Annotated in this window: 18 protein-coding genes; 9 read left to right on the top strand and 9 right to left on the bottom strand. The window is 65.0% G+C overall.

The window, feature by feature from the left end; all coding sequences use genetic code 11:
• The first annotated feature begins 171 nt into the window (after positions 1-171).
• From VA599_RS02410 to VA599_RS02380, 7 genes are read left to right on the top strand one after another with little or no spacing between them, the layout of a single operon-like run.
• Positions 172-1,143, top strand: coding sequence for a 3-oxoacyl-[acyl-carrier-protein] synthase III C-terminal domain-containing protein (locus VA599_RS02410; protein ID WP_346787544.1), 972 nt, complete (start codon positions 172-174; stop codon positions 1,141-1,143).
• On the top strand, positions 1,131-2,150 hold the full coding sequence (locus VA599_RS02405; protein WP_346787543.1) for an NAD-dependent epimerase/dehydratase family protein: 1,020 nt from the start codon (positions 1,131-1,133) through the stop codon (positions 2,148-2,150). The genes VA599_RS02410 and VA599_RS02405 overlap by 13 nt, the downstream gene beginning before the upstream one ends.
• Positions 2,143-2,952, top strand: coding sequence for an MBL fold metallo-hydrolase (locus tag VA599_RS02400; protein WP_031296027.1), 810 nt, complete (start codon positions 2,143-2,145; stop codon positions 2,950-2,952). The genes VA599_RS02405 and VA599_RS02400 overlap by 8 nt, the downstream gene beginning before the upstream one ends.
• Positions 2,949-4,238 carry a F390 synthetase-related protein gene (locus tag VA599_RS02395; protein ID WP_346787542.1) on the top strand — a complete coding sequence of 430 codons (1,290 nt, stop codon included), beginning with the start codon at positions 2,949-2,951 and terminating at the stop codon, positions 4,236-4,238. Before VA599_RS02400 ends, VA599_RS02395 begins: the two co-directional genes overlap by 4 nt.
• On the top strand, positions 4,235-4,858 hold the full coding sequence (locus VA599_RS02390; protein ID WP_021476157.1) for a phosphatase PAP2 family protein: 624 nt from the start codon (positions 4,235-4,237) through the stop codon (positions 4,856-4,858). Before VA599_RS02395 ends, VA599_RS02390 begins: the two co-directional genes overlap by 4 nt.
• Positions 4,855-5,952 (top strand): sterol desaturase family protein, encoded by a 1,098-nt coding sequence (locus tag VA599_RS02385; RefSeq protein ID WP_021476158.1) that lies wholly within the window; start codon positions 4,855-4,857, stop codon positions 5,950-5,952. The genes VA599_RS02390 and VA599_RS02385 overlap by 4 nt, the downstream gene beginning before the upstream one ends.
• The gene (locus tag VA599_RS02380) at positions 5,940-7,013 is read left to right on the top strand and encodes a fatty acid desaturase family protein (protein ID WP_346787541.1); all 1,074 of its coding nucleotides are present in this window, start codon (positions 5,940-5,942) and stop codon (positions 7,011-7,013) included. Before VA599_RS02385 ends, VA599_RS02380 begins: the two co-directional genes overlap by 13 nt.
• Positions 7,014-7,075: 62 nt before the next feature.
• On the opposite strand, the gene VA599_RS02375 is transcribed toward VA599_RS02380, so the two are convergent.
• The 3 genes from VA599_RS02375 to VA599_RS02365 all read right to left on the bottom strand — a co-directional run bounded on the left by VA599_RS02375 (position 7,076) and on the right by VA599_RS02365 (position 10,711).
• Entirely contained in the window at positions 7,076-7,783 is a 708-nt protein-coding gene (locus VA599_RS02375) for a hypothetical protein (protein WP_152526859.1), read from the bottom strand.
• Between the two features lie 275 nt (positions 7,784-8,058).
• The gene (locus tag VA599_RS02370; RefSeq protein ID WP_346787540.1) at positions 8,059-9,270 is read right to left on the bottom strand and encodes a M24 family metallopeptidase; all 1,212 of its coding nucleotides are present in this window, start codon (positions 9,268-9,270) and stop codon (positions 8,059-8,061) included.
• Between the two features lie 67 nt (positions 9,271-9,337).
• Complete coding sequence (locus tag VA599_RS02365; protein ID WP_346787539.1) at positions 9,338-10,711, bottom strand: MATE family efflux transporter; 1,374 nt, start codon at positions 10,709-10,711, stop codon at positions 9,338-9,340.
• A gap of 115 nt (positions 10,712-10,826) precedes the next feature.
• Here VA599_RS02365 and VA599_RS02360 point away from each other — a divergent pair, with 115 nt between their 5' ends.
• A complete protein-coding gene (locus VA599_RS02360) occupies positions 10,827-11,474 on the top strand; it encodes a TetR family transcriptional regulator (RefSeq protein ID WP_346787538.1) in 648 nt (215 codons plus the stop codon).
• Here VA599_RS02360 and VA599_RS02355 read toward each other — a convergent pair.
• The 5 genes from VA599_RS02355 to VA599_RS02335 all read right to left on the bottom strand — a co-directional run bounded on the left by VA599_RS02355 (position 11,445) and on the right by VA599_RS02335 (position 17,012).
• Positions 11,445-12,536, bottom strand: coding sequence for an ABC transporter permease (locus VA599_RS02355; RefSeq protein ID WP_346787537.1), 1,092 nt, complete (start codon positions 12,534-12,536; stop codon positions 11,445-11,447). The two genes, VA599_RS02360 and VA599_RS02355, sit on opposite strands and share 30 nt — an antisense overlap.
• A 4-nt stretch (positions 12,537-12,540) precedes the next feature.
• A complete protein-coding gene (locus tag VA599_RS02350; protein ID WP_104947214.1) occupies positions 12,541-13,653 on the bottom strand; it encodes an ABC transporter permease in 1,113 nt (370 codons plus the stop codon).
• Complete coding sequence (locus VA599_RS02345) at positions 13,650-15,362, bottom strand: ATP-binding cassette domain-containing protein (RefSeq protein WP_346787536.1); 1,713 nt, start codon at positions 15,360-15,362, stop codon at positions 13,650-13,652. The genes VA599_RS02350 and VA599_RS02345 overlap by 4 nt, the downstream gene beginning before the upstream one ends.
• Positions 15,359-16,339, bottom strand: coding sequence for a secretion protein HlyD (gene hlyD / locus VA599_RS02340; protein WP_346787535.1), 981 nt, complete (start codon positions 16,337-16,339; stop codon positions 15,359-15,361). The genes VA599_RS02345 and hlyD overlap by 4 nt, the downstream gene beginning before the upstream one ends.
• 172 nt (positions 16,340-16,511) lie before the next feature.
• Positions 16,512-17,012 carry a metal-dependent hydrolase gene (locus tag VA599_RS02335; protein ID WP_046158107.1) on the bottom strand — a complete coding sequence of 167 codons (501 nt, stop codon included), beginning with the start codon at positions 17,010-17,012 and terminating at the stop codon, positions 16,512-16,514.
• Positions 17,013-17,294: 282 nt separating this feature from the next.
• Here VA599_RS02335 and VA599_RS02330 point away from each other — a divergent pair, with 282 nt between their 5' ends.
• Positions 17,295-18,209: a TIGR02285 family protein gene (locus tag VA599_RS02330; protein WP_346787534.1), complete on the top strand. Its 915-nt coding sequence runs from the start codon at positions 17,295-17,297 to the stop codon at positions 18,207-18,209.
• A 3-nt stretch (positions 18,210-18,212) separates the two neighbouring features.
• Here the strand turns inward: VA599_RS02330 and VA599_RS02325 are convergent, their stop codons facing one another.
• On the bottom strand, positions 18,213-19,847 hold the full coding sequence (locus tag VA599_RS02325) for a methyl-accepting chemotaxis protein (RefSeq protein ID WP_346787533.1): 1,635 nt from the start codon (positions 19,845-19,847) through the stop codon (positions 18,213-18,215).
• Positions 19,848-20,010: the final 163 nt, after the last annotated feature.

Below are 20,010 nucleotides of genomic sequence, written 5' to 3'. Positions count from 1 at the left end.
ATAACAAGCCTGCAACTGTACTAATTGACAGTCATGATGATAGGCATTGCCCGTCAGCGGTTTACTCTGGATTCATCGCTGCGCCCATATGGTTTTTATATGGATAAGCTTGTATGAGAATGTTGCAATGCATGAAAATGCAATCAAATCTAAATTGCACCTTGAACCTGAATGAATTTGATTGCAACCGGCAAGGCGCTGCCAAGCCAGCTCGTCACTGCTGACGATCTCGATGTGAAGCTTGGCTGCCGCCGCGGCCAAAGTTTGAAAAAAAGCGGCGTCCACACCCGGCATTTCGCCGGCGATCATGAATCCCAAAGCCAACTTGGAGGCCGCGCGCTGAGGAATGCGCTGGACCGCGCGGAAATAAGCGCATCCGGCATCGATCTGCTGATCGGCGCTTGCGGCATTCCGGAGCAAGCGCTGCCCGGCACAGCGAGTTTTATCGCCCACGCCGCCGGGCTGCCCGCCGGGCTGCCAGCCTTCGACGTCAACGCCAGCTGCCTCAGTTTTCTGTCCGCGCTGCAAGTGGCCGACAGCCTGCTGCTCTCCGGCGCGTACCGCCGCATCGCCATCGTATCGGCAGACCTGGCCTCGCGCGGGCTGGACTGGACCAATCCGGAGGCCTCGCTTATTTTCGGCGACGGCGCGGCCGCCGCCATCGTCGAGCGCGGCGCGCCGGGACGCGGCTTGCGGACTTTCAAGCTGGCCACTTATCCGGAAGGCCGCAATTTCTGCGAAATCCGGGCCGGCGGCACCCAGCGCAACCCGCGCCGGGGCGTCGTCGACGGCGACTTCCTGTTCGACATGAACGGCAAGGCGGTTTTCAAGCTGGCGTCGCGGCTGATGCCGGATTTTCTGGATGCGCTGATGGATGCCACGCCAGGCGGTCTGGACAGCATAGATTGCGTGGTGCCGCACCAGGCCAGCCACCTGGGCATGCAGCACATGGCCAAGCGGCTGGGCATCGTGGCCGGCCGCATCGTCGACATCTACGCCTCGCACGGCAACCAGGTGGCGGCTTCCCTGCCCACCGCCCTGCATGAGGCCTTTGTCGACGGCCGCGCCCGCGCCGGCAAGCGCCTGTTGATGGTGGGCACCGCGGCGGGACTGAATCTGGGCGGATTGGTATGGGACCTGTGACGCGGGTGCTGGTGACCGGCGCCACGGGCGGACTGGGGCGCAATGCCGTCGCTTATCTGTTGGGCAGGGGCTGCGCGGTGCGCGCCACCGGCCGCAATCGGCAGGCCGGCGTCGAGCTGGCGGACCAGGGAGCGGAATTCATCCCGCTGGACCTGGCCGCTGCCGATGAAGGCCAGTTGGCCAGCCTGCTGGAGGGCGTGGACGCGGTATGGCATTGCGCCGCCCTTTCCGCGCCTTGGGGCCGGGAGGTCGACTTCCTTGCCGCCAATGTTCATGCGACCGACAAGCTGCTGAAGGCCGCGGGACAATCACGCGCCAACCGCTTCATCCATATTTCCACGCCGGCGCTGTATTTTGATTTCCGCCATCGCTACAGCGTGCCGGAGGCGTTCCGTCCGCGCCGCTTCGTCAACGCCTATGCCCGCACCAAAGCGCTGGCCGAGGACAAGGTGCTGCAAGCTACGCGCGCCTATCTCGCGCTGAGGACCACGATCTTGCGGCCGCGCGCCATTTTCGGCGAGCACGACCAGGTGCTGATGCCCAGGCTGGCGCGCATGCTGAGCCAACGCGGCGGACGCCTGCCGCTGCCGCGCGGCGGCGCGGTGACGCTGGATCTGACCTATGTCGGCAATGTGGTCCACGCGATGTGGCTGGCCACGGCGCATCCCAGCCTTGTCAGCGGCCAGGCATTCAACATCACCAATCAGCAGCCGGCCATGCTGCGCGATGTGCTGACGCGGGTGTTCGCTCAGGAGTTGGGCCGGCCCTTGCGCATCGTCAGCCTGCCCTACCCCCTGCTGAGCGCGGTCAGCCGCCTCGCGCAGCTGTGGGCCGCGCTCACGGGAAAAGAGCCGGCATTGACGCCTTACAGCCTGGGCGCGATCTATTTCGACATGACGCTGGACAATACCCGCGCACGCGATGTGCTGGGTTATTTGCCGCCGTACAGTCTGGACGAAGGCTTGGCGCGCACCGCGCGCTGGCTGAGGGAGCATGGACATGGCTAGCGTCACCGCGTTCAGCGTTGGGCATTGTACTCATCCGGCCTGCATGGCGCTGAAAGGCGCGGGGCTGGCCAGCCGCTGCTTCCCTTCGCGCGCCTACCTGATCGAAACCCGGAATCGCCTATTGCTGTGGGACACCGGTTATTCCGAGCATTTTTTTGACGCCAGCCGCCGCGGGGCCTACCGGTTGTACCCGATGGTGACGCCAGTGCATTTCGACGGTGCCCGATCGCTGCGCGAGCAGCTCCGGGGGCGTGGCATAAGCCCAAACGATATACACACATTATTGCTATCGCACTTTCATGCCGATCACATCGCGGGCCTACGGGACTTTCCCCAGGCCCGCGTCATGGCCTCGGAGCAAGGCTGGCGCGCAGTGCGCGGCCTGAGCGGGCTGGCCGCGGTGAGGCAGGCCTTTCTGCCTGGCCTGCTGCCGGACGACATGGCAGGCCGCCTGTCTTTTATCGAGGCGTTTCCCTTGCAGGCGCTGCCTGCCGAACTGGCGCCGTTCAGCCATGGCCGCGATGTCAGCGGCAGCGGCGAAGTGTTTGTAGTGGATCTGCCGGGACATGCGGCTGGGCACTTGGGCGCTTTCGTGCTGGGCGATTCAGGCTGGACGCTGTTGGCGTCGGACGCGGCCTGGGCTGAGGAAGGCTATCGGGAATTGCGCGGCCCGTCCGAGCTGTCCTTCCTGGTGCAGCACAGCCGCCGGTCTTACTACGACACGCTGGCCAGGCTGCACGCGCTGCATCGTGGCGGCCGCGTGGATATCCTGCTCACGCATCAAGAGGCCGACGCGCCATGATTCGATTGATCCGCATCCTGGCCGCCTATTGGCGCACCCGGCGGCTGCGCTTCCGCGACCGCGCGGCGTTGGAGCGCCACCAAGTTAAACAAATGGGCCGTTTTCTGGCCATATTGCGCCAGCGCAGCCCCTATTTCGCCAAGCTGGGCGATCTTCCCTTCGCGCAATGGCCTGTGATGGACAAGGCCGCGATGCTCAAGCACTTCGACGATATGAATACCGCGGGACTGAGGCTGGCCGACGTGATGGATGCCGCGTTGCGCGCCGAGCGCAGCCGCGACTTTTCCCCCACGTTGAACGGCCATACGGTTGGCCTGTCGTCCGGCACTTCCGGCCAGCGCGGCGCCTTTGTCGTCAGCGATAGCGAGCAGGCGCAATGGGCCGGCATCATGCTGGCCAAGGCGCTGCCTGACGGCTTGCTGGCCGGCGAAAAAGTGGCGCTGTTCCTGCGCGCCAACAGCAATCTCTACAGCGCGGTGCGCAGCCGCTGGCTGACTTTTCGCTTTTTCGACCTATACCAGCCTTTGGATGAGCATTTGCCGCCGCTTGACGCTTACGCACCCACCATTTTGTTGGCGCCGGCCCAGGTGCTGCGCGCGCTGGCGCTGGCGCAGCTGGACGGCAGGCTGCGCCTGTCTCCCAAGCGGGCGTATTCAATTGCCGAGGTGCTGGAGCCGCAGGATCGCGCGGTGATCGAGCAGGCTTTCGGCTGTGTGCACGAAATCTACCAGGCGACTGAGGGCTTTCTGGCCAGCAGCTGCGAATACGGCACGCTGCATCTGAACGAGGAATACATCCATGTCGAACCGGAATGGCTGGATGAGGAACGGCGCCGTTTCGTGCCGGTGATCACCGACTTCAGCCGCCACACCCAGCCCATCGTCCGCTACCGGCTGAACGACGTGCTGCAGGCGCGCGCGGAGCCCTGTCCGTGCGGACGCGCGGCGATGGCCTTGGACGCGGTGGAGGGCCGCTGCGACGACATGCTGCGGCTGCCGGGCCGCGATGGCGGCGAGCTGACGGTGTTCGCCGACGTGATGAGCCGCGCGCTGGCGACCGCTTTGCCGCTGGAGGCCGATTACCGGCTGCGCCAAACTGGGCCAGCCGAATTGGCGCTGGATGCCGAGGTGCCGGCGGCGGCATTGCCGGCCATTCGCCATCGTTTGGAGCGGACGCTGGCGGGCCTGGGCGTGGACGCCGAAGCGCTGCGTTGGACGTTGTCGGACCAGGTGCCTGCGATGGACGCCACGCGCAAGCGCAGGCGCATCGTCAGGGAGCTGGCATGAGACGCGCACTGGACTGCCTGCCGCCCAGGCTGCGCCACATGTTGTTGGGCTGGGCATCGGTAGGCTGCGCTTACTCGCTGGGCAGTTTGTGGCCCCGGCGCGCGGTCGTCCTGCCCGAGCTGGCCGTGGATCGCTGGATTCCTTTCGATCCGGCGGCGATCTGGTTATACACGTCGTTTTTCCTGATCGTGCCGGCAGCTTATCTGCTTGCCCGCCCGGAGCGGTTGGCCTGGCTGCAGCGCGCGATGCAGTTGTGCGCGCTGGCCGCCGGCGCGGCTTTCCTGCTGTGCCCCACTACCCTGGCGTATCCGCCCATCGCTGGCGATGGTTTGCATGCCGAAGCGCTGCGTTTCTTTCTACGCTTCGACACCCCGCACAACTGCCTGCCCTCCCTGCACGGCGCGCTGACCGCGCTCTCCGCCTGGGCCTTGTGGGAAGGCGGCCGCCGCTGGCACTCATGGCTGGCGCTGGCATGGGCGCTGGCCATTCTGTTCGCCGTGATCCAACTGCGCCGCCATCTGTTCATCGATCTTTCCGCCGGCGTGGCGCTGGGGCTGCTGTGCGGCCTGTTGGCGTCGCGGCCGGCAACCGCCCTTTCCTTTTCCTATCGACGCACATGAACGTATTCGCCCTCACTTTCTCCGTCATGCTGGCCGTCGTGCTGCTGGAGCTGCTCGCCCTGCGCCATTGGCGCCGCGAAGCCATTCCCTGGCGCGAAATCATCTTCAACCTCAATTCAGGCCACATCGTGATGTGGGTGTTTCGCGGCGTGGAGGTGGCGGGTTTCGGCCTGCTGCTGCAGTACGCCAACCTGCACCTGGTGGATCGGCTGCCGGTGTTCTGGCAATGGGCATTCGCCTTTGTCGCCTGGGACCTGAGCTTTTACTGTATGCACCGCGCCCACCACACCTGGCGCATCTTCTGGGCGGTGCACGTGGTGCATCATCAGGGCGAGCATTTCAGCCTGTCGCTGGGCATACGCAACTCCTGGTATTCGTCGCTGACTTCGTTTCTTTTCGTCGCGCCGCTGGCGGTGCTGGGGTTGCCATTGGAGATGTTCGTCGCGGCGTCGTCTTTCCACTACGCGGTGCAGCTGTACAACCACAATGCCTTCGTCGGCAAGAGCGGCTGGCTGGACCGGGTGCTGGTGACGCCGTCCAACCATCGCGTCCATCACGCTACCCACCCGGTGTACCTGAACAAAAACTTCGGCGGCACCTTCCTGATCTGGGACAAGCTGTTCGGCAGCTATCAGCCCGAGCGCGACGACATCCCGCTGCATTACGGCGTGAACGGGGCCTCGCCCGGCTACAACCCGTTCTGGGCCAGCAACCAGGGGCTGCAAGCCTGGTTCCGGCGCCGTTTCGCTCCGTCCGGGAGGCGCGCGATGCGGATGCCCGCAGCCTACATCGCCACCGGCGGGATATTGTTGTTCGGCATGGTGATCTATTACGTGGAGCGGGTTGCCGGCTGGGACGCCATCGGCCAATGGAGCGTATTCGCCTGCCTGGTGGCCGGCACCATCGCCATCGGCGGCATGTCGGATGAGCGGCGCTGGGGCTGGACGGGTTGGCTTGCGCTGACCCTGGCGATGCCGGCGCTGTGCGCCGGCTTGTTCGGAATGCGCGACGGTTGGGCATTGGCCTTGCTGGCGTTGTTGCTTGTCCATGGACTGGCCGGGCTGCGCTTCCGGGAGGCCGCATGGGCAAACTGAGATTCCGCTCGTCGGCGGAGCTGCCATTCCGCATCGATTTGCAACGCGCCGCCCAGTCCTACCTGGCCGAGCGCGGCGAACACCGCTTCGCCGACTGGCGCGTGGGGCTGAAAGGCGCGGCGCTGGTGGCGCTCAGCCTGGCTTGTTATGTGCTGGCATTGCGCGCGACGACGATATGGTCGTTCGCGCCGGCCTACATCGCGGCTATCGTCATGGCGATGCTGCTGGCGATTAACACCTTGCACGACGCCGCCCACGGCGCCCTGTTTCGCAACGCAAGGCTCAACCAGTGGCTGACCCGCGCCGCCAGTCTGCCGATGGGCATAGACGCCGACATCTGGACCCGGCGGCACGTGCGTCTGCACCATACCTACCCGAATGTCGACGGCTACGACCTGGATATCGAGCCCAACCCATTTCTGCGGCAAACGCCGTTCCAGGACTGGGCCCCGCAATTTCGCTTCCAGCATCGCTACTGGCCGCTAGTGGCGGCCTTGTCCCTGCCCTACCTGTGCTGGTATGGCGATTGGCTGGACCTGCTGGGCAAAAGCAAACTGCGGCAATACGACAATCAGCCTGTTCCGGTCGGCGGATTCCTGCTGGGCAAGCTGGGACATCTGGTTCTATTGTTGGCGTTGCCCTGGTATTGCCTGCCGGCCGGCGCTATTGGTTGGGGCGGCTTGCTGCTTTGCTATTTGGCGGGCTTGATGGCGGCGTCCTGTTTTCTGGTGGCGATGATCCTGGGCACCCATTGGGCCGAGGTGGAGTTTTTCCGGCCCGAAGGCGAGGAAATGCCGCACACCTGGCATGAACACCAGTTCCTAACTTGTTGCGACTGGCAGCCCAGGCCGCGGGCGCTGGGGCATTTGCTGGGAGGCTTGCATCTGCACCTCACCCACCATTTGTTTCCGGCCTACAGCCATCGCCATTACCCGGCGCTGGCGAGGATTGTCAAGGAGCAAGCGCGGGGGCATGGCCTGCCCTATCGCTGCATCGGCTATCAGGGGCTCTGGCGCGCGCAGCAGAATTTCTTGCGGGGGATGGGCCGTCGGCCCGAATAGACGTAAGAGATGTCAGTTTGGATAGAAAAACGCCCGCGCTCTTGCGCGGGCGTATTGTTTTTCTAACCGCGATGGCCGTGCGGATGCGGCGCGAACAGCCTGCTCAGCCGGTTCAGCACCATGCGCCCGGTGGCGTGAGCCATGCAACCCAACGTGACCGGCACCAAGGTCAGCAGGCCGTGGCCCTTGGTGTAGCCGGGGTTGCGGTGGATGTAGAACTGGGCCGCCGAGTTGGCGCTGGCTTGCCACTGCTTGCGGTCGCCCTCGTTGTCCCGCGTTTGCCAGCCCACGTGGACCACGCCGGGTTTGTCCGGGTCTACTGGCTTGAGGCCGAACAGGCGAGCCAGCTGGCCGATCACGCCGCCGTAGTCCAGCTCGGAAGATTGCTGCGCGCTGGGCCACACTCTAGTGGCGTATTTGTCCAGCAGCATATAGCTGGAGGGATGCACCAGCGCGCCTAAATAATAGACCCGCCGGCCAGGACGGGTAAGGCGGTAAGCCAGCACCTGGCGGCACACGAACGGCGCATTGCGGTTTTTGCCGCGGTAGGCGCGCATCAGTCCGGCCTCCATCCGAATAACGGTGGACTGCCGTCCCTCCAGGTTTTGTTCAAAGAAATGGATCGCGCAATAACCAACCGATTGCCCCTGCGCGTTCTTATGAATCAGAATGCGCGTTTCGTTGGCTTTGGAATATACGACGTAACTGGCGAAATCCTCCTTGCTGACGCCGTCGAATATATCGCAATGCACCAGATATAATTCATCCACCAGTTTTTCCCTGTCGGGCGCATCCATCAAGGCTGGCGCAACGACAACGGATTTTCCCATTTCAGACATGTTAGCCCCTATTTTATTTGAATGGAAAATATCACTTTCACTGCTAATAACATGAAATTTATTGCAATAAAACGGCAAATATTCGCCGCAAATATTAATTCAAACGTTTGAGTGACTGAAATAGGAAAAAAGGCCAGTCAAAGACTGGCCTAGTTATATCTTGATGAATTTAATTTTATTGATGAAAGTCTGATAGGGTATATTTTCTAGGCTGAAACCATTTTGCGGATGAAATAGCCTTTCATTCTCTGGGCCGGCTTGGCGGCCGCAATGGTCAAGGCCTCCAGTTCCACCGCCGCCTGGCCGGTCAGGTTGATCCAGCCCTCGTCGGTGATGGCCAGCGTATCGGAATGGCGGTAGCCTCCCTCATTCGCCAGATAGATGCCCGGCTCTATCGATACCACCATGCCGGCCTGCAATACATCGGCGCTGCCTTGCGCCAGCCAGGGCGCTTCGTGATTGCCCAACCCCAGGCCATGGCCGCAACGGTGCAGCCGCAAGCACCAATCGCCGAAGCTCCTGTCCTGCAGGAAATCGTTGACCTTTTCGTCGATCTCGCCGCAGGCGACGCCCGGCCTCAGCATGGACATCGCCAGACTGCGCGCTTCGCCCATCAGCTGGAAACGCTCGCGCTGGGCGGCGGTGGGTTCGCGGGTGAAGAAGGTGCGCTCGCATTCGGCGGTGTAGCCGTCCAGGCGAACGACGGAAATCACCACGTGGGGGCCATCCTTCAGCCGTTGCGACAACTGCGGAATCGCATGCGGCTGCGCGCTCAGCGGCGCCGGCCAGGGCGCCAGCAGCACCCGAGTGCACAGCGGATCGAAATCCGGCTCCTCGCGGATGATCCGCCGCAGCAGCTGCTGGCCGGTGGCATAGCCCTCGGCCACGGACACGCCGTCGTAAACGCCGCGCAGCAGCTGATTCACGCCATCCGCCGCGTAGCGTCCGGCGCGCGCCAGCTTGGCGATCTCCCATGGCGATTTGACCATCCGTATCCGGTCCAGCGCGTCGTCGGCGCGGCCGCCCACCGATTGCATGAACTCGGCGTGGTGCAGCGGCGTGGCGGGATCGAAGGCGAAGCGGTCGCAAAGCAGCGGAATCAGCGCGTCCTCCCAACGCTGCCCCGCCGGCGCCGGGTACTCGCGGTAGCTGTGAACATCCTCTTCCGCGACATTCCAGGCCTGTTTCAGGTGCGCATGCTCAAGCTGGGGCACCAGCAGCTTGCGCTTGCCGCTGGCGGCGTCCAGCAACAGGAAGAACGGGCGCTCCAGCGGTTCGTAGCTGATGCCCGACAGGTAGTAGATGCTCTCCGTGCCGCTGGCCACATATTGCTGGATGCCGGCCTCCAGCAGGCGGTTGCGCAGCAGTTGGTCGCGGCGCGCCATCTCCTGCTGGCGTGGCTGTTCGAAATGCGCCATATCGTCCCCCTCCCATTTCTGGATTTGAGATATCAATATGACATAAATCAAATATCATTTCCGTCCGTTATGCATGCCGAACGCCGGCCGCGCCTTGCAACTGGTCGAATTGCTTCCATAGCAGCAATGCGACCGCCGCGCCAAGCAGCAGGTTCACCAGCGGCATGGCCAGCCATACGCCGTCCAGGCCCATGGCCATCGGCAGCAATGTCAGCGCCGGCAGCAGCAGCGCAGTCTTGCCCACGGTCACGCCCAGCGCCAGCCGGGTCAGCGCCATGGCTTGCAAGGCTGTCGCGCCGACGATGACCAGCCCATCCAGCGGCATGGCCAGCAGATGCAGGCGCAGCGCGCGGCTGCCAGCTTCTATCAGCTCGCTGCTGCCGTCGCTGTACCAGCCGGCGATCCAGGCGGGAAACAGCTGGACCGCCGCCCATGCGGCCACGCCGATGGCCAGGCCCACTTTCAATCCATGCAGCAAAGCCGCGCGCGCCCGTTCGGGCTGGCCTGCACCGATGGCGTGCCCCAGCAGCGGCTGCATGCCCACCGCCAGGCCGTGGATCACCAGCGTGAACAGCGACTCGCTATAGCCCGCCACCGCATAGGCGGCCACGCTCAGGTCGTCGCCCCACACCAGCAGCTGGCGGTTGTGCGCGAACAGCAGCAGGGCCAGGTTGAGTTCCATCAGCAGGCTGGGCGCGCCCAGCGCCAGGATGGGCCACAGCCCCTGCCAGTCCGGCCGCAGCCGCCCCAGCTGGATGCGCAGCGCCGCGCGCGGGCTGAAAAAATACGCCAGCGCCAGAAGCAGCACCACGGCCTCGGCCAGCAGCGTGCCGACGGCCGCGCCGGCCAGGCCCTTGCCCATCACGCCGACAAACAGATAATCCAGGCCGATGTTCAGCAGCGCGCCCAGCGTCATCAGAGCGGTGGACAGCTTGGGCCGTCCGTCGTTGCGCACCAGATAGGTCAGGAGCATCGGCCCCATTGTCAGGCCGGCGCCGGACAGCATCAGCAGCAGATAGCCGCGCGCCTGTTCCGCCACCTGAGGCTGGACATCGGCCTTCAGCCAGGACAGCAGCAGATCGATATTGGGCAGGCCCAGCGCGGGGATCAGCGCGCTCAGCAAAACCAGCAGCGCCAGCGCCGCCAGCAAGGTGCCGCGCGCGGCGCGCATGTCGCCTGCGCCTTGCTGGATCGCGATGCGGGTGGCGGCGCCCATGCTGATCATCGCGCCCAGGCCCACCTGCAGCATCACCAGCGGATAGGCGAGGTTGATCGCGGCCAGGCCGTGGCTGCCCACGTAGTGGCCGACGAAAATGCCGTCTATCACCGCATACAGGCCGGTGACCAGCATGCCGGCGATGGAGGGGATGGCGTAGCGCCAGAACAGCGTGGAGACGGGAAGCGTATCCAGATCACGGATGTGGGTATTGGTATTCTGCATGGCGTCGTTACAGTAAAGAGCAATGAGGAATGGCCATTCTATCATTTAATTAATCATGCATGATTGATTAAATAATGACACAATGTGACGGACAATGACATGAAAGAAAAGACGGATGGCCCGCAAAACCAAGGAAGACTCGCAGAAAACCCGGGACGCGATACTGGATGGCGCGGAGCAGGTGTTTCTGGACAAGGGCATCGCCAATGCCACCATGGCCGAGATCGCCGACGCGGCGAAGGTGTCGCGCGGCGCGGTGTACGGGCATTACGACAACAAGATGGAAGTGTGCCAGGCGATGATAGACCGCGCGTTCGCGCTGGACGCGCTGCGCTTCCCCTCTCAAGGCGAGTCCGCCGGCGATACGCTGGTGGCGGCCGGCATTTACTACCTGGCCCAGTTCCTGGAGCCGGGTTCGCCGCAGCGGGTGTACCAGATCCTGTATCAGAAGTGCGAGCAGATCGAGGAAAACCGCAGCGTGCTGCGGCGGCGCGAACTGGCGGACCGCTTGACCACGCACTACGCGCGCAGACAGCTGCGGCGGGCCATCGCCCAGCACGAGCTGCCCGCCTCGCTGGACATCGGGCTGGCGGCGGACTATCTGGTCTGCCTGTTTCTTGGCTTGTACGAGCTGCTGGAAGCGAGCCCCGACGCGCTGCCCCGTTGCGAGCGGATTCTGCGCGGTGCGTTGCAGGGGCTGCCGCACGCGGCCAGCATCATGCGCCGGCCGCCGCTACTCGACATGGAGCCGGAAGCGCCATAGCGCCAGACTCAGCGTGGCCACGGCGATCAGCCACAGCGGCAGCAGCCACGGCCAGGCGTCGGCGAAGCCATAGCCTTTCAGGAACACCCCCTTCAAAATGGGGATGAAGTAGCTGAGCGGATTGATCCGCGCCAGCCATTGCAGCGCGTCCGGCATGTTTTCGATCGGCGATACGTAGCCCGACAGGATCACCGCCGGCACCATGAAGGAAAACACGCCCAGGAACGCCTGTTGCTGGGTGCGGCAGATCGACGAGATGAACAGCCCCACTCCAGCCAGCGCCAGCCCATAACTGGCCATGCTGGTCAGCAGTAGGGCGGTGGAGCCGCCGAAAGGCACCCGATAGGCCCAGGCCGCGGCGATGGCGATCAGCCCTCCCTGCAGCAGCGCCACCAGCACGCCGGGCACCGCCTTGCCTGCCATCACATAGGCCGGCGTCAGCGGCGACACCAGCAGCTGGTCGTAAGTGCCCTCCTCGCGCTCCCGCGCCACCGACAAGGCGGTGACGATCAGGCAACCTATGGTGGTGATGATGGCCACCAGGCTGGGCAGCACGTGCCACTGGAACTCCAGATTGGGGTTGTACAGATTGCGCACCGACAATTGCGGCCCGGGGCCGGCGCGCTCCTGCTGGTAAGCGGCGACCACTTGCCCGATATAGGCGCTGGCGATCTGCCCGCTGTTGGAGCGGCGGCCATCCACGATCACCTGCAGCGTGGCCGGGCGGCCGGCGGCCAGCGCGCGCGAGAAATCCTGCGGAAACACCACCGCCAGCAGCGCGCACTGCCGGTCTACACAGTCGCGCAACGCCTCATGGCTGCGCATCGGCACGATATGGTCGAACGTGGCGCTGGCGGCCAGGCGCTGCACCAGCTCCTGCGAGGCCGCGCCGGCATCCTGATTGTAAACCGCCAGGCTGGCATGCTTGACCTCCAGCGTGGCGGCGAAGGGAAACACCAGCAGTTGCAGCAGCACGGGCACCACCAGCAACAGGCGCCCCTGGCGGTTGCCTGCCAGCGCCTGCAGTTCCTTGATGATCAGCCACAGCAGTCGTTGCCACATGGCTTCAGTCCAGCGTGCGGCGGGTTCTGCGCACGGTCTGTCCCAGCCAGAACGCGCCCAGCAGAATCAGGCTGGCGGCGTTGAACCACAGCAGCGATGGAATCACCCCGGCCTGGAACAGCGTCTGCAGCGTGCTGGCGAAATACCGCGCCGGCAGGATGCGGGTCAGCCATTGCAGCGGCTCCGGCATGCTAGAAATCTCGAACACGAAGCCGGACAGCATCAGCGCCGGCAGGTAGCCGGCGGTCAACGCGGCCTGGGCGGCATCGAACTGGGTGCGCATCACCGTGGACAGGAACAGGCCCATGCCCAGCGCGTTGGCCAGAAACAGCGAGGACATCAACCACAGCAGCCACAGCGGTCCGCGAAACGGCACCCGCATCACGAACACGGCGACGATCAGGCACAGCAGCATGGCGGCGATGCCAAGCGCGTAATACGGCAATATCTTGGACAGCAGCAGCTCGGTGCGGCTCACCGGCGTGGCCAGCAATGCTTCCATCGTGCCCCGCTCCCATTCCCGCGCCACCACCAGCGAGGACAACAGCGCGCCGACGATGGTCATCACGATGGCGATGGTGCCGGGCACCAGGAAATTGGGGCTTTCCGCGCTGGGGTTGAACCAGAAGCGCTGGCGGATATCGATGGCTGGCGTGATGGGGTGGGCGCGCTCGTCGCCTTCGGCCTGCTGCCAGCGCAGCCAGGCGCCCTGGACATAGGCGGCGACGAAGTTGGCGGTGTTCGGCTCCGCGCCGTCGGTCAATAATTGAACTGTGCCTTGTCCGGCAACCCAGTCGCGCGAGAAGCCGCTCTGTATCACTACCGCGCCGCGTATCTTGCCGTGCGCCAGTTTCTCTTCCATCTCCGGGCGGGAGCGCAGCGGCTGCACATCCAGCGCCGGCGTGGCATGCAGCGTCGCGGCCAAGCGGCGGGCCGCGCCGCCTCCGTCTTCGTCCAGCAGGCCCAATCGGATATGGGCGGAATCCAGATTCACCGCGTAGCCCAGGATGAACAGCAGCGCCACCGGCAGGATGAAGGCGATCAGGATGCTGCTGGGGTCGCGGACGATCTGGTAGCTTTCCTTGCGGCACAGCGCGGCCAGGCGGCGCAGGTTCATTGGTCAGCCTCCTCCACCAGCCGGATGAAAGCGTCTTCCATGCTCGGATCGGGCACCGCCGCGCTCTCGACGCGGCGCTTCAGCGCATCCGGCGTGTCCAGCGCCAGCAGCCGGCCGCGGTAGATCAGCGCGATACGGTCGCAATACTCGGCCTCGTCCATGAAATGGGTGGTCACCAGTACGGTGACGCCCTTTTCCGCCAGGCCATTGATATGAGTCCAGAACTCGCGCCGGGTGACCGGATCGACGCCGGAGGTGGGCTCATCCAGAAACAGCAGCGGCGGCTCGTGCATTACCGCGCAGGCCAGCGCCAGCCGTTGCTTGAAGCCCAGCGGCAACTCGCCGGCCGGGATGTCCATGTGCGGCCCCAGGCCGAACACCCGCTCCATTTGCGCCACCTTGTCGCGCTGGATTTTTCCGGCCAGGCCGTAGACCCCGGAGAAGAACATCAGGTTGCGCCGCACTGTCAGCTGCGCGTACAGCGAAAACTTTTGCGCCATATAGCCCAGCTGCTGGCGAGCGGCGCTGGGGCTGGCTTTCAAGTCCAGCCCCATGACCAGCGCCTGTCCCTCGCTGGGCTTGAGCAGGCCGCATTCCATCTTGAAGGTGGTGGACTTCCCGGCGCCATTCGGCCCCAGCAGGCCGAACACCTCGCCGCGGCGCACCGCGAAGCTGATGTCGTCGGCGGCGCGGAAGTCGCCGAAACGCTTGCTCAGCCGCCGGGCCTCGATCACGGCTTCGTCGCCGCGGCGCGGCAGGTCGGGCATCACATCCGCCAGCGCCGAGTCTCCGCCCGGACCGCCGCCCAACAAGCTGATGAACGCGTCTTCCAGCCTGGGCCGTGCGGGCTGCAGTTTGGCATCCGGGCCCGCCTCCGCCAGGTCGGGCCAGCGGTTTTCGTCGCGCAGCAACAGGCGCAGGCTGTGGCCCTGTATCGTGCCGTCCATCAGCGCCGGCTGGCGCAACAGGCATTGCAGCAGACGCCGGCGGTTGCCCGCGATGCCGGACAACTGCAGGCAGCGACCGGCCAGCGGTGCGGTCAGTTCGGCCGGCGGCCCGCCGGCGCGTATCCGGCCGCAGGCCATCAGGTAGACCCTGTCGCAGGATTCCGCCTCGTCGAGGTAGGCAGTGCTGAGCAGCACGGTGATGCCGTCGGCCGACAGCGCGCGAATCAGCTTCCACAACTCGCGCCGCGAGATGGGGTCGACGCCGACGCCGGGCTCGTCCAGCAGCAAGGCGCGCGGCCTGCCCAGCAACGAGCAGGCCAGTCCCAGCTTCTGTTTCATGCCGCCGGACAGCTTGCCGGCATGGCGGCCCGTGAACGGCGCGAGATCGGTCAGCGCCAGCAGGCGCGCGAAGTCACGCTCGCGCTCGGCGATGGGCACTTCCCGCAAATCGGCGTACAGGTCCAGGTTTTCCTGCACGGTCAGGTCTTCGTACAGGCCGAACTTTTGCGGCATATAGCCTATGCTCCGCCGCAGCGCGTCCCTGTCGGCGACGGGATTCAGCCCGGCCACGCTCGCCTCCCCTGCGCTGGGCGTCAGCAGGCCGGCCAGCATGCGCAGCAGCGTGGTCTTGCCGGCGCCGTCCGGCCCCACCAGTCCGGCCACGCAGCCAGGCGGAATGTCCAGATCCACGCCGGACACCGCGTCCGCCGCCGCGCCGGGAAAGCGTTTGCCCAAGCCCGCGGTTCGGATGGCGGCGTTCACCGCGTCAGCCTCACCGTCACCGGCATGCCCTGGCTGAGCGCGGCGTCGGCATCTCCGACCACCACGCGTATCCGGTAGACCAGCGCCGTGCGCAGATCGGGCGTCTCCACCGACTTGGGCGTGAACTCGGCGGTAGGCGACACGAAACCCACCACGCCGCGATAAGTCTTGTCCGGGTGGCTGTCGCTGGATACACGCACTTCGGTGCCGGCGGCGAACTTGCCTAGCTGGGTTTCGCCGACATAAGCGCGAACCCATACCGGCTGGCGCAGCGACAGCGTGAACGCCGGCGTCCCGGCCTGGACCATGCTGCCGGCCTCCACCGCGCGGGCGAGGATGATGCCGGCGCTGGGGGATTGCAGGCTGGCGTCTTTCAGGGCCAGCCGCGCGGAAGCGACGCTGGCCCGGGCTTGTTTCAATTGGGCGTCGGATTCGGCGATCTCCTCGGGCCGAAAACCGGCGACCAGCGCCTTCAACTGCTGGGCGGCGGCGTCGCGCTGGGCGAGCGACTGATCGCGCTGCGAGCGGGCGGCCTCCAGCAATTGCCTGCTGCTGCCGCCGGCCGGAACCAGGTCGCGCTGGCGCCGGTATTCGCTCTCGGACTGGATCACGGCGGCCTGGGCCGCCTCCAGCCTGGCGCGCGCCTGGGCGATGTCCTCGCTGCGGTTGCCCTTGCGCATCAGCGCGTTGCGCGCCGCCAGCGCCGCCTCGTTGGCCAGGGCGGCGTTCAGGCTGTTCTTCAGCGGCTCCACATCCAGCCGCGCCAGGATCTGTCCCGGCTGCACGCTGTCGCCTTCGTCCACCTGGATGGAAGCCAGCCGGCCGGAAACGCGGAAGGCCAGGACCACTTCACGAATGTCGACGTTGCCATAAAGCGTGCCCTGGCGCGCGGCCTCGGCCTCTCGCTGGTAAAGGTAATAGCCCCCCGCCAGCGCCGCCGCCAGCAACAGCGCCGCGGGCGCCATCCATTTTTTCATTCCGCCCCCCTGTTGTTCCGACCGGAAGCGGACGCATCCGCCATTCGGCCTCGCCGCCCAAGCAGTCAGGATGCTGCGGCTACCCGATAGCATACCCGCGCGGAGCCGCCGCGCATGGCATTCCGCGCGCGATCCAGGAGCCGGAACGAGTTCCGGGGCACGGATGCAACAGCTAGAGCGCGCGGGACATCAAAAAACCGGCGCCGAACCATAGCAGCACCGTCATGATGGGCTCGGCCATTTTGGGTCGCAGCAGCATCAGCGGCGCCCGGAAGCGCACCCGGATCGGCCACAGCAACGGAATGCCGGCGGGCGTCAGCCAATCGCCCACCAAGTGGGAGGCGTAACCGACGCACAGGCCCAGCACCATGGGCATCGCATGGCCCAGCCGCACGTCCCAGCCATGCAGGCAGGCGGCGCTGGCGTAGAACACGCCGACCACCGCCAGCAGGCTATGAGTGATACCGCGGTGGCCGAACAAATAGGCGATGGGGCGGGAAAGAAAGGGAATGCGCCGGCCGAGCCAGCTCTGGGGGTGGTCGATGTCCGGCAGCAGCGAGCCGGCCAGCCCGCCGGCCAGCAGCAGCACCGCCATCATGGCGGGCAAGTGCAGGATCAGCGCGGCGGAAACCGCGCAGAACGCGCCGAATGCGACGTGGGTGGCCACCATCATGGCGCCACCCCGCCGCGGAAATTGTCAGTCATTATTGTTGTTGCCTTTGCGGCCTGTTGCTTTGTTGCCCTGCCGCGCGCTTGCGCGGGGCGCACATGCTACTGCAGTCGCGCGGCGGAAGCAAAAACGGCCATCTGAAAAGCCCAGTCTGCGCCGTTGCGGCAAGGCAGACCGCGCGAAATCCGTCAGTAAGGCAGGAACAGACCGTCCGTCGAGGAATTGGTTGCTGAAAATCGACGGTCTAGAATGAATTCAGCGGCCTGGGCGCCGCGTGGAGTGTCGATGCTCGTGTTCCCGCCCGCCATCTCGTGGCGCAATCTGGCGCGTTTCGCCCTGCTGGCGCTTGCCTCCGCCGCGGCCTGCGCGGACGAGCCCTACCAGATCACCTGGGTATTGTCCGACTGGGCGCCCAACTTCATCATTCGCGACGGCAAACCCACCACTGGTCAGAACGACACCTATCTCAAGCTGATCATCGCGCGCTGGCCGGAGGCCGAGCATCGATTCATGGTGATGAGCACCGCGCGCAGCACGCTGGAGCTTCAGCGCGGCAGCCAGTTATGCAGGATGAACCTGATTCCGACGCCGGAGCGGGAGAAATTCGCCTTTTTCACGCTGACCCACATGCAGTTGCCGCTGCGGCTGGTGATCCGCAAGGAGGCTGCGGCGCAAGCGCCGCTGAACGAGTCGGGAGAGGCTATGCTGGACAAGCTGATCCGCAAGCCCGGGCTGCGCGGCATCACTGCCGCCGGCAGAAGCTACACCGCTGAAATCGACCGTCTGCTGGCGGAGAGCAAGGGCGGATCGAACGTCAGGGAGATTCCCAACCTCCCGTCCAACGACGGCTTGTTCAAACTGCTGGAATTGGGGCGCGCCGACTACACGCTGGATTACGAACCCAACTTCAAATACCGGGACGAGCTGAGCCGCGAGCACCCGCTGACCAGCCTGCCCATCGCCGGCGCGGCCTTGATTCCGGTGGGCATCGCCTGCCCGCGCACCCGCTGGGGCAGGATGGCAGTGATGAAGATAGACCAATTGCTGAGCGAGGTCGTTGCCGACCCTGCCTACCGGCAGGCGCAGGACCGCTGGCTGTCTCCCGAATCCGCTCAACGCTACCGCGCCGAGCTGGACCGTTTCTACCGCCTGCGCGCGCGGGCGGCCGATCCCGCGCGCTACTCGCTGGCCAGGCCCTGAGCGTCACACCTGGAATTGCGCGACCGACAGCCTGAGGTTGCCGGTCACTTCGTCTATCCGCTGTATGCTTTCCGACGCCTGGGTGGCGGCGACCGCGTTGCCGGACGCCACCTGGGCGATCTGCTCGACATGGCGGGCGATGTCTTGGCTTGCCGTGCCCTGCTCTTGCAGCGCGTGCGAGATGTCGTTGACCACCTGCACCACCTGGCTGGCGCTGCCGCGGATCTGCTGGATCAGTTCGCCGCCCTGCTCCGCCAGTTCCAGGCCGGTTTTCACCTTGGCCACCGTGTCGCTCATATTCCGGCGCGACAGATCCGAGCTGGCCTGGATCTCCGCGATCATGTCCGCCGTCTGCTCGGTGGCCTTGGCCGTGCGCTCCGACAATTTGCGCACCTCGTCAGCCACCACCGCGAAGCCGCGGCCGGTCTCGCCGGCCCGTGCCGCCTCGATGGCGGCGTTCAACGCCAGCAGATTGGTCTGATCGGCGATGTCCTTGATCACCTGCATGATGTTGGAGATGGTGGACGTCTTGCTGGCCAGCTCGGAAATGGCGGCCTCGGTCAGGTCCACGGTGGCGCTGATGCCCTGCATTTCCTCCACCGCGCGCGCGATCACCTGGCTGCCGGCTTCGGACAGGTGGCCGGAGTCCTGAGATACCGCGCGGGCGTCGGACGCGTGCTGGGCGATGTGGTTGATGCTGACGGTCAACTGCTCCACCGAGGCCGCCATCGCCGCCGCGCCCTCGCTCTGCCCCTGGGAGTTGCCGGCCACCATGCGCGCGCCGTCCACCACATCGGCGTTCAGACGGCCCAGTTCTTCGGCGTCGCGCATGATGTCGCCCACCAGTTGGCGAAGTTGCCCCTGCATTTCCCGGATATGGGCCAGCAGGCTGTCCTGATGGCCGGCGCCCACCAGTATTTCCCGGTCAAGCTTGCCGGCGGCGATCTCCCGCACGATGTCGGCGGCTTCGGATGGCTCCGTGCCCAACTCCCGCATCACGCTGCAATACACCCACCAGCCAAGCGACAGGCTGACCGCCATGAACAGCAGCACTTGCGCGCCCACGCTCAGCAGTTGCCGGGCCAGCGTGGCGTTGATGTCGTCCAGGTAGAGGCCGGTGCCCACCACCCAGCCCCAGCGCGGCGAGCTCTGGAAATAGGCGAGCTTGGGCTGGGGCGAGCTGGCGCCCGGCTTGTCCCATACGTAGTTGACGAAGCCCTTGCCGCCGCCGCTGCGCATGGTTTGTTCGAACAGCGCGCCGATATTGGCGCCGGCGCCATCCTTGACGCTATGCATGTCCTTGCCGACCAGCTTGGGGTTCATGCCGTGGGACAGCCACTTCAGATTGCGGTCCAGCGTGAAGAAGTACTCGTCGCCGTCGAAGCGCAGCCTCGCCAGCTCCTGCAGCGCCATTTTCTGCGCTTCCGCCTCCGGCACCAGTCCGGCGGCGGCCTGTTCTTCATGCATCGCCACCAGGCTGGCGGCGTTTTCCACCTGGCTGCGTACCTGATCGTGCCTGTCGTCCATCATCTGTTGGCGCAGGGCATTCATCAGCAAGGCGCCCAGCACGCAGACCAGGACGATCGCGCTGACGGTCTGCAACAGCAGCCGCCGTTTCAAGGAAAGGGTTCTGGCCATGTTTCGCTCACGGAATTTGTAAACAACTGCCAACGATAACCGATGCCATTATTCAATTTCAATATTCAAATGTATTTTATTGATTTTTGTCATGGAAGCGGCATTCGGATTTAAGTTGCACGGCAAATCAACTCCTTCACTTGACTTTGTATCTTACGATATA

The organism is Chromobacterium indicum, from assembly GCF_039708975.1.
In the GTDB taxonomy this organism is placed as follows: Bacteria; Pseudomonadota; Gammaproteobacteria; order Burkholderiales; family Chromobacteriaceae; genus Chromobacterium; species Chromobacterium piscinae.
This window is presented reverse-complemented; position numbering and strand designations above follow the sequence as displayed.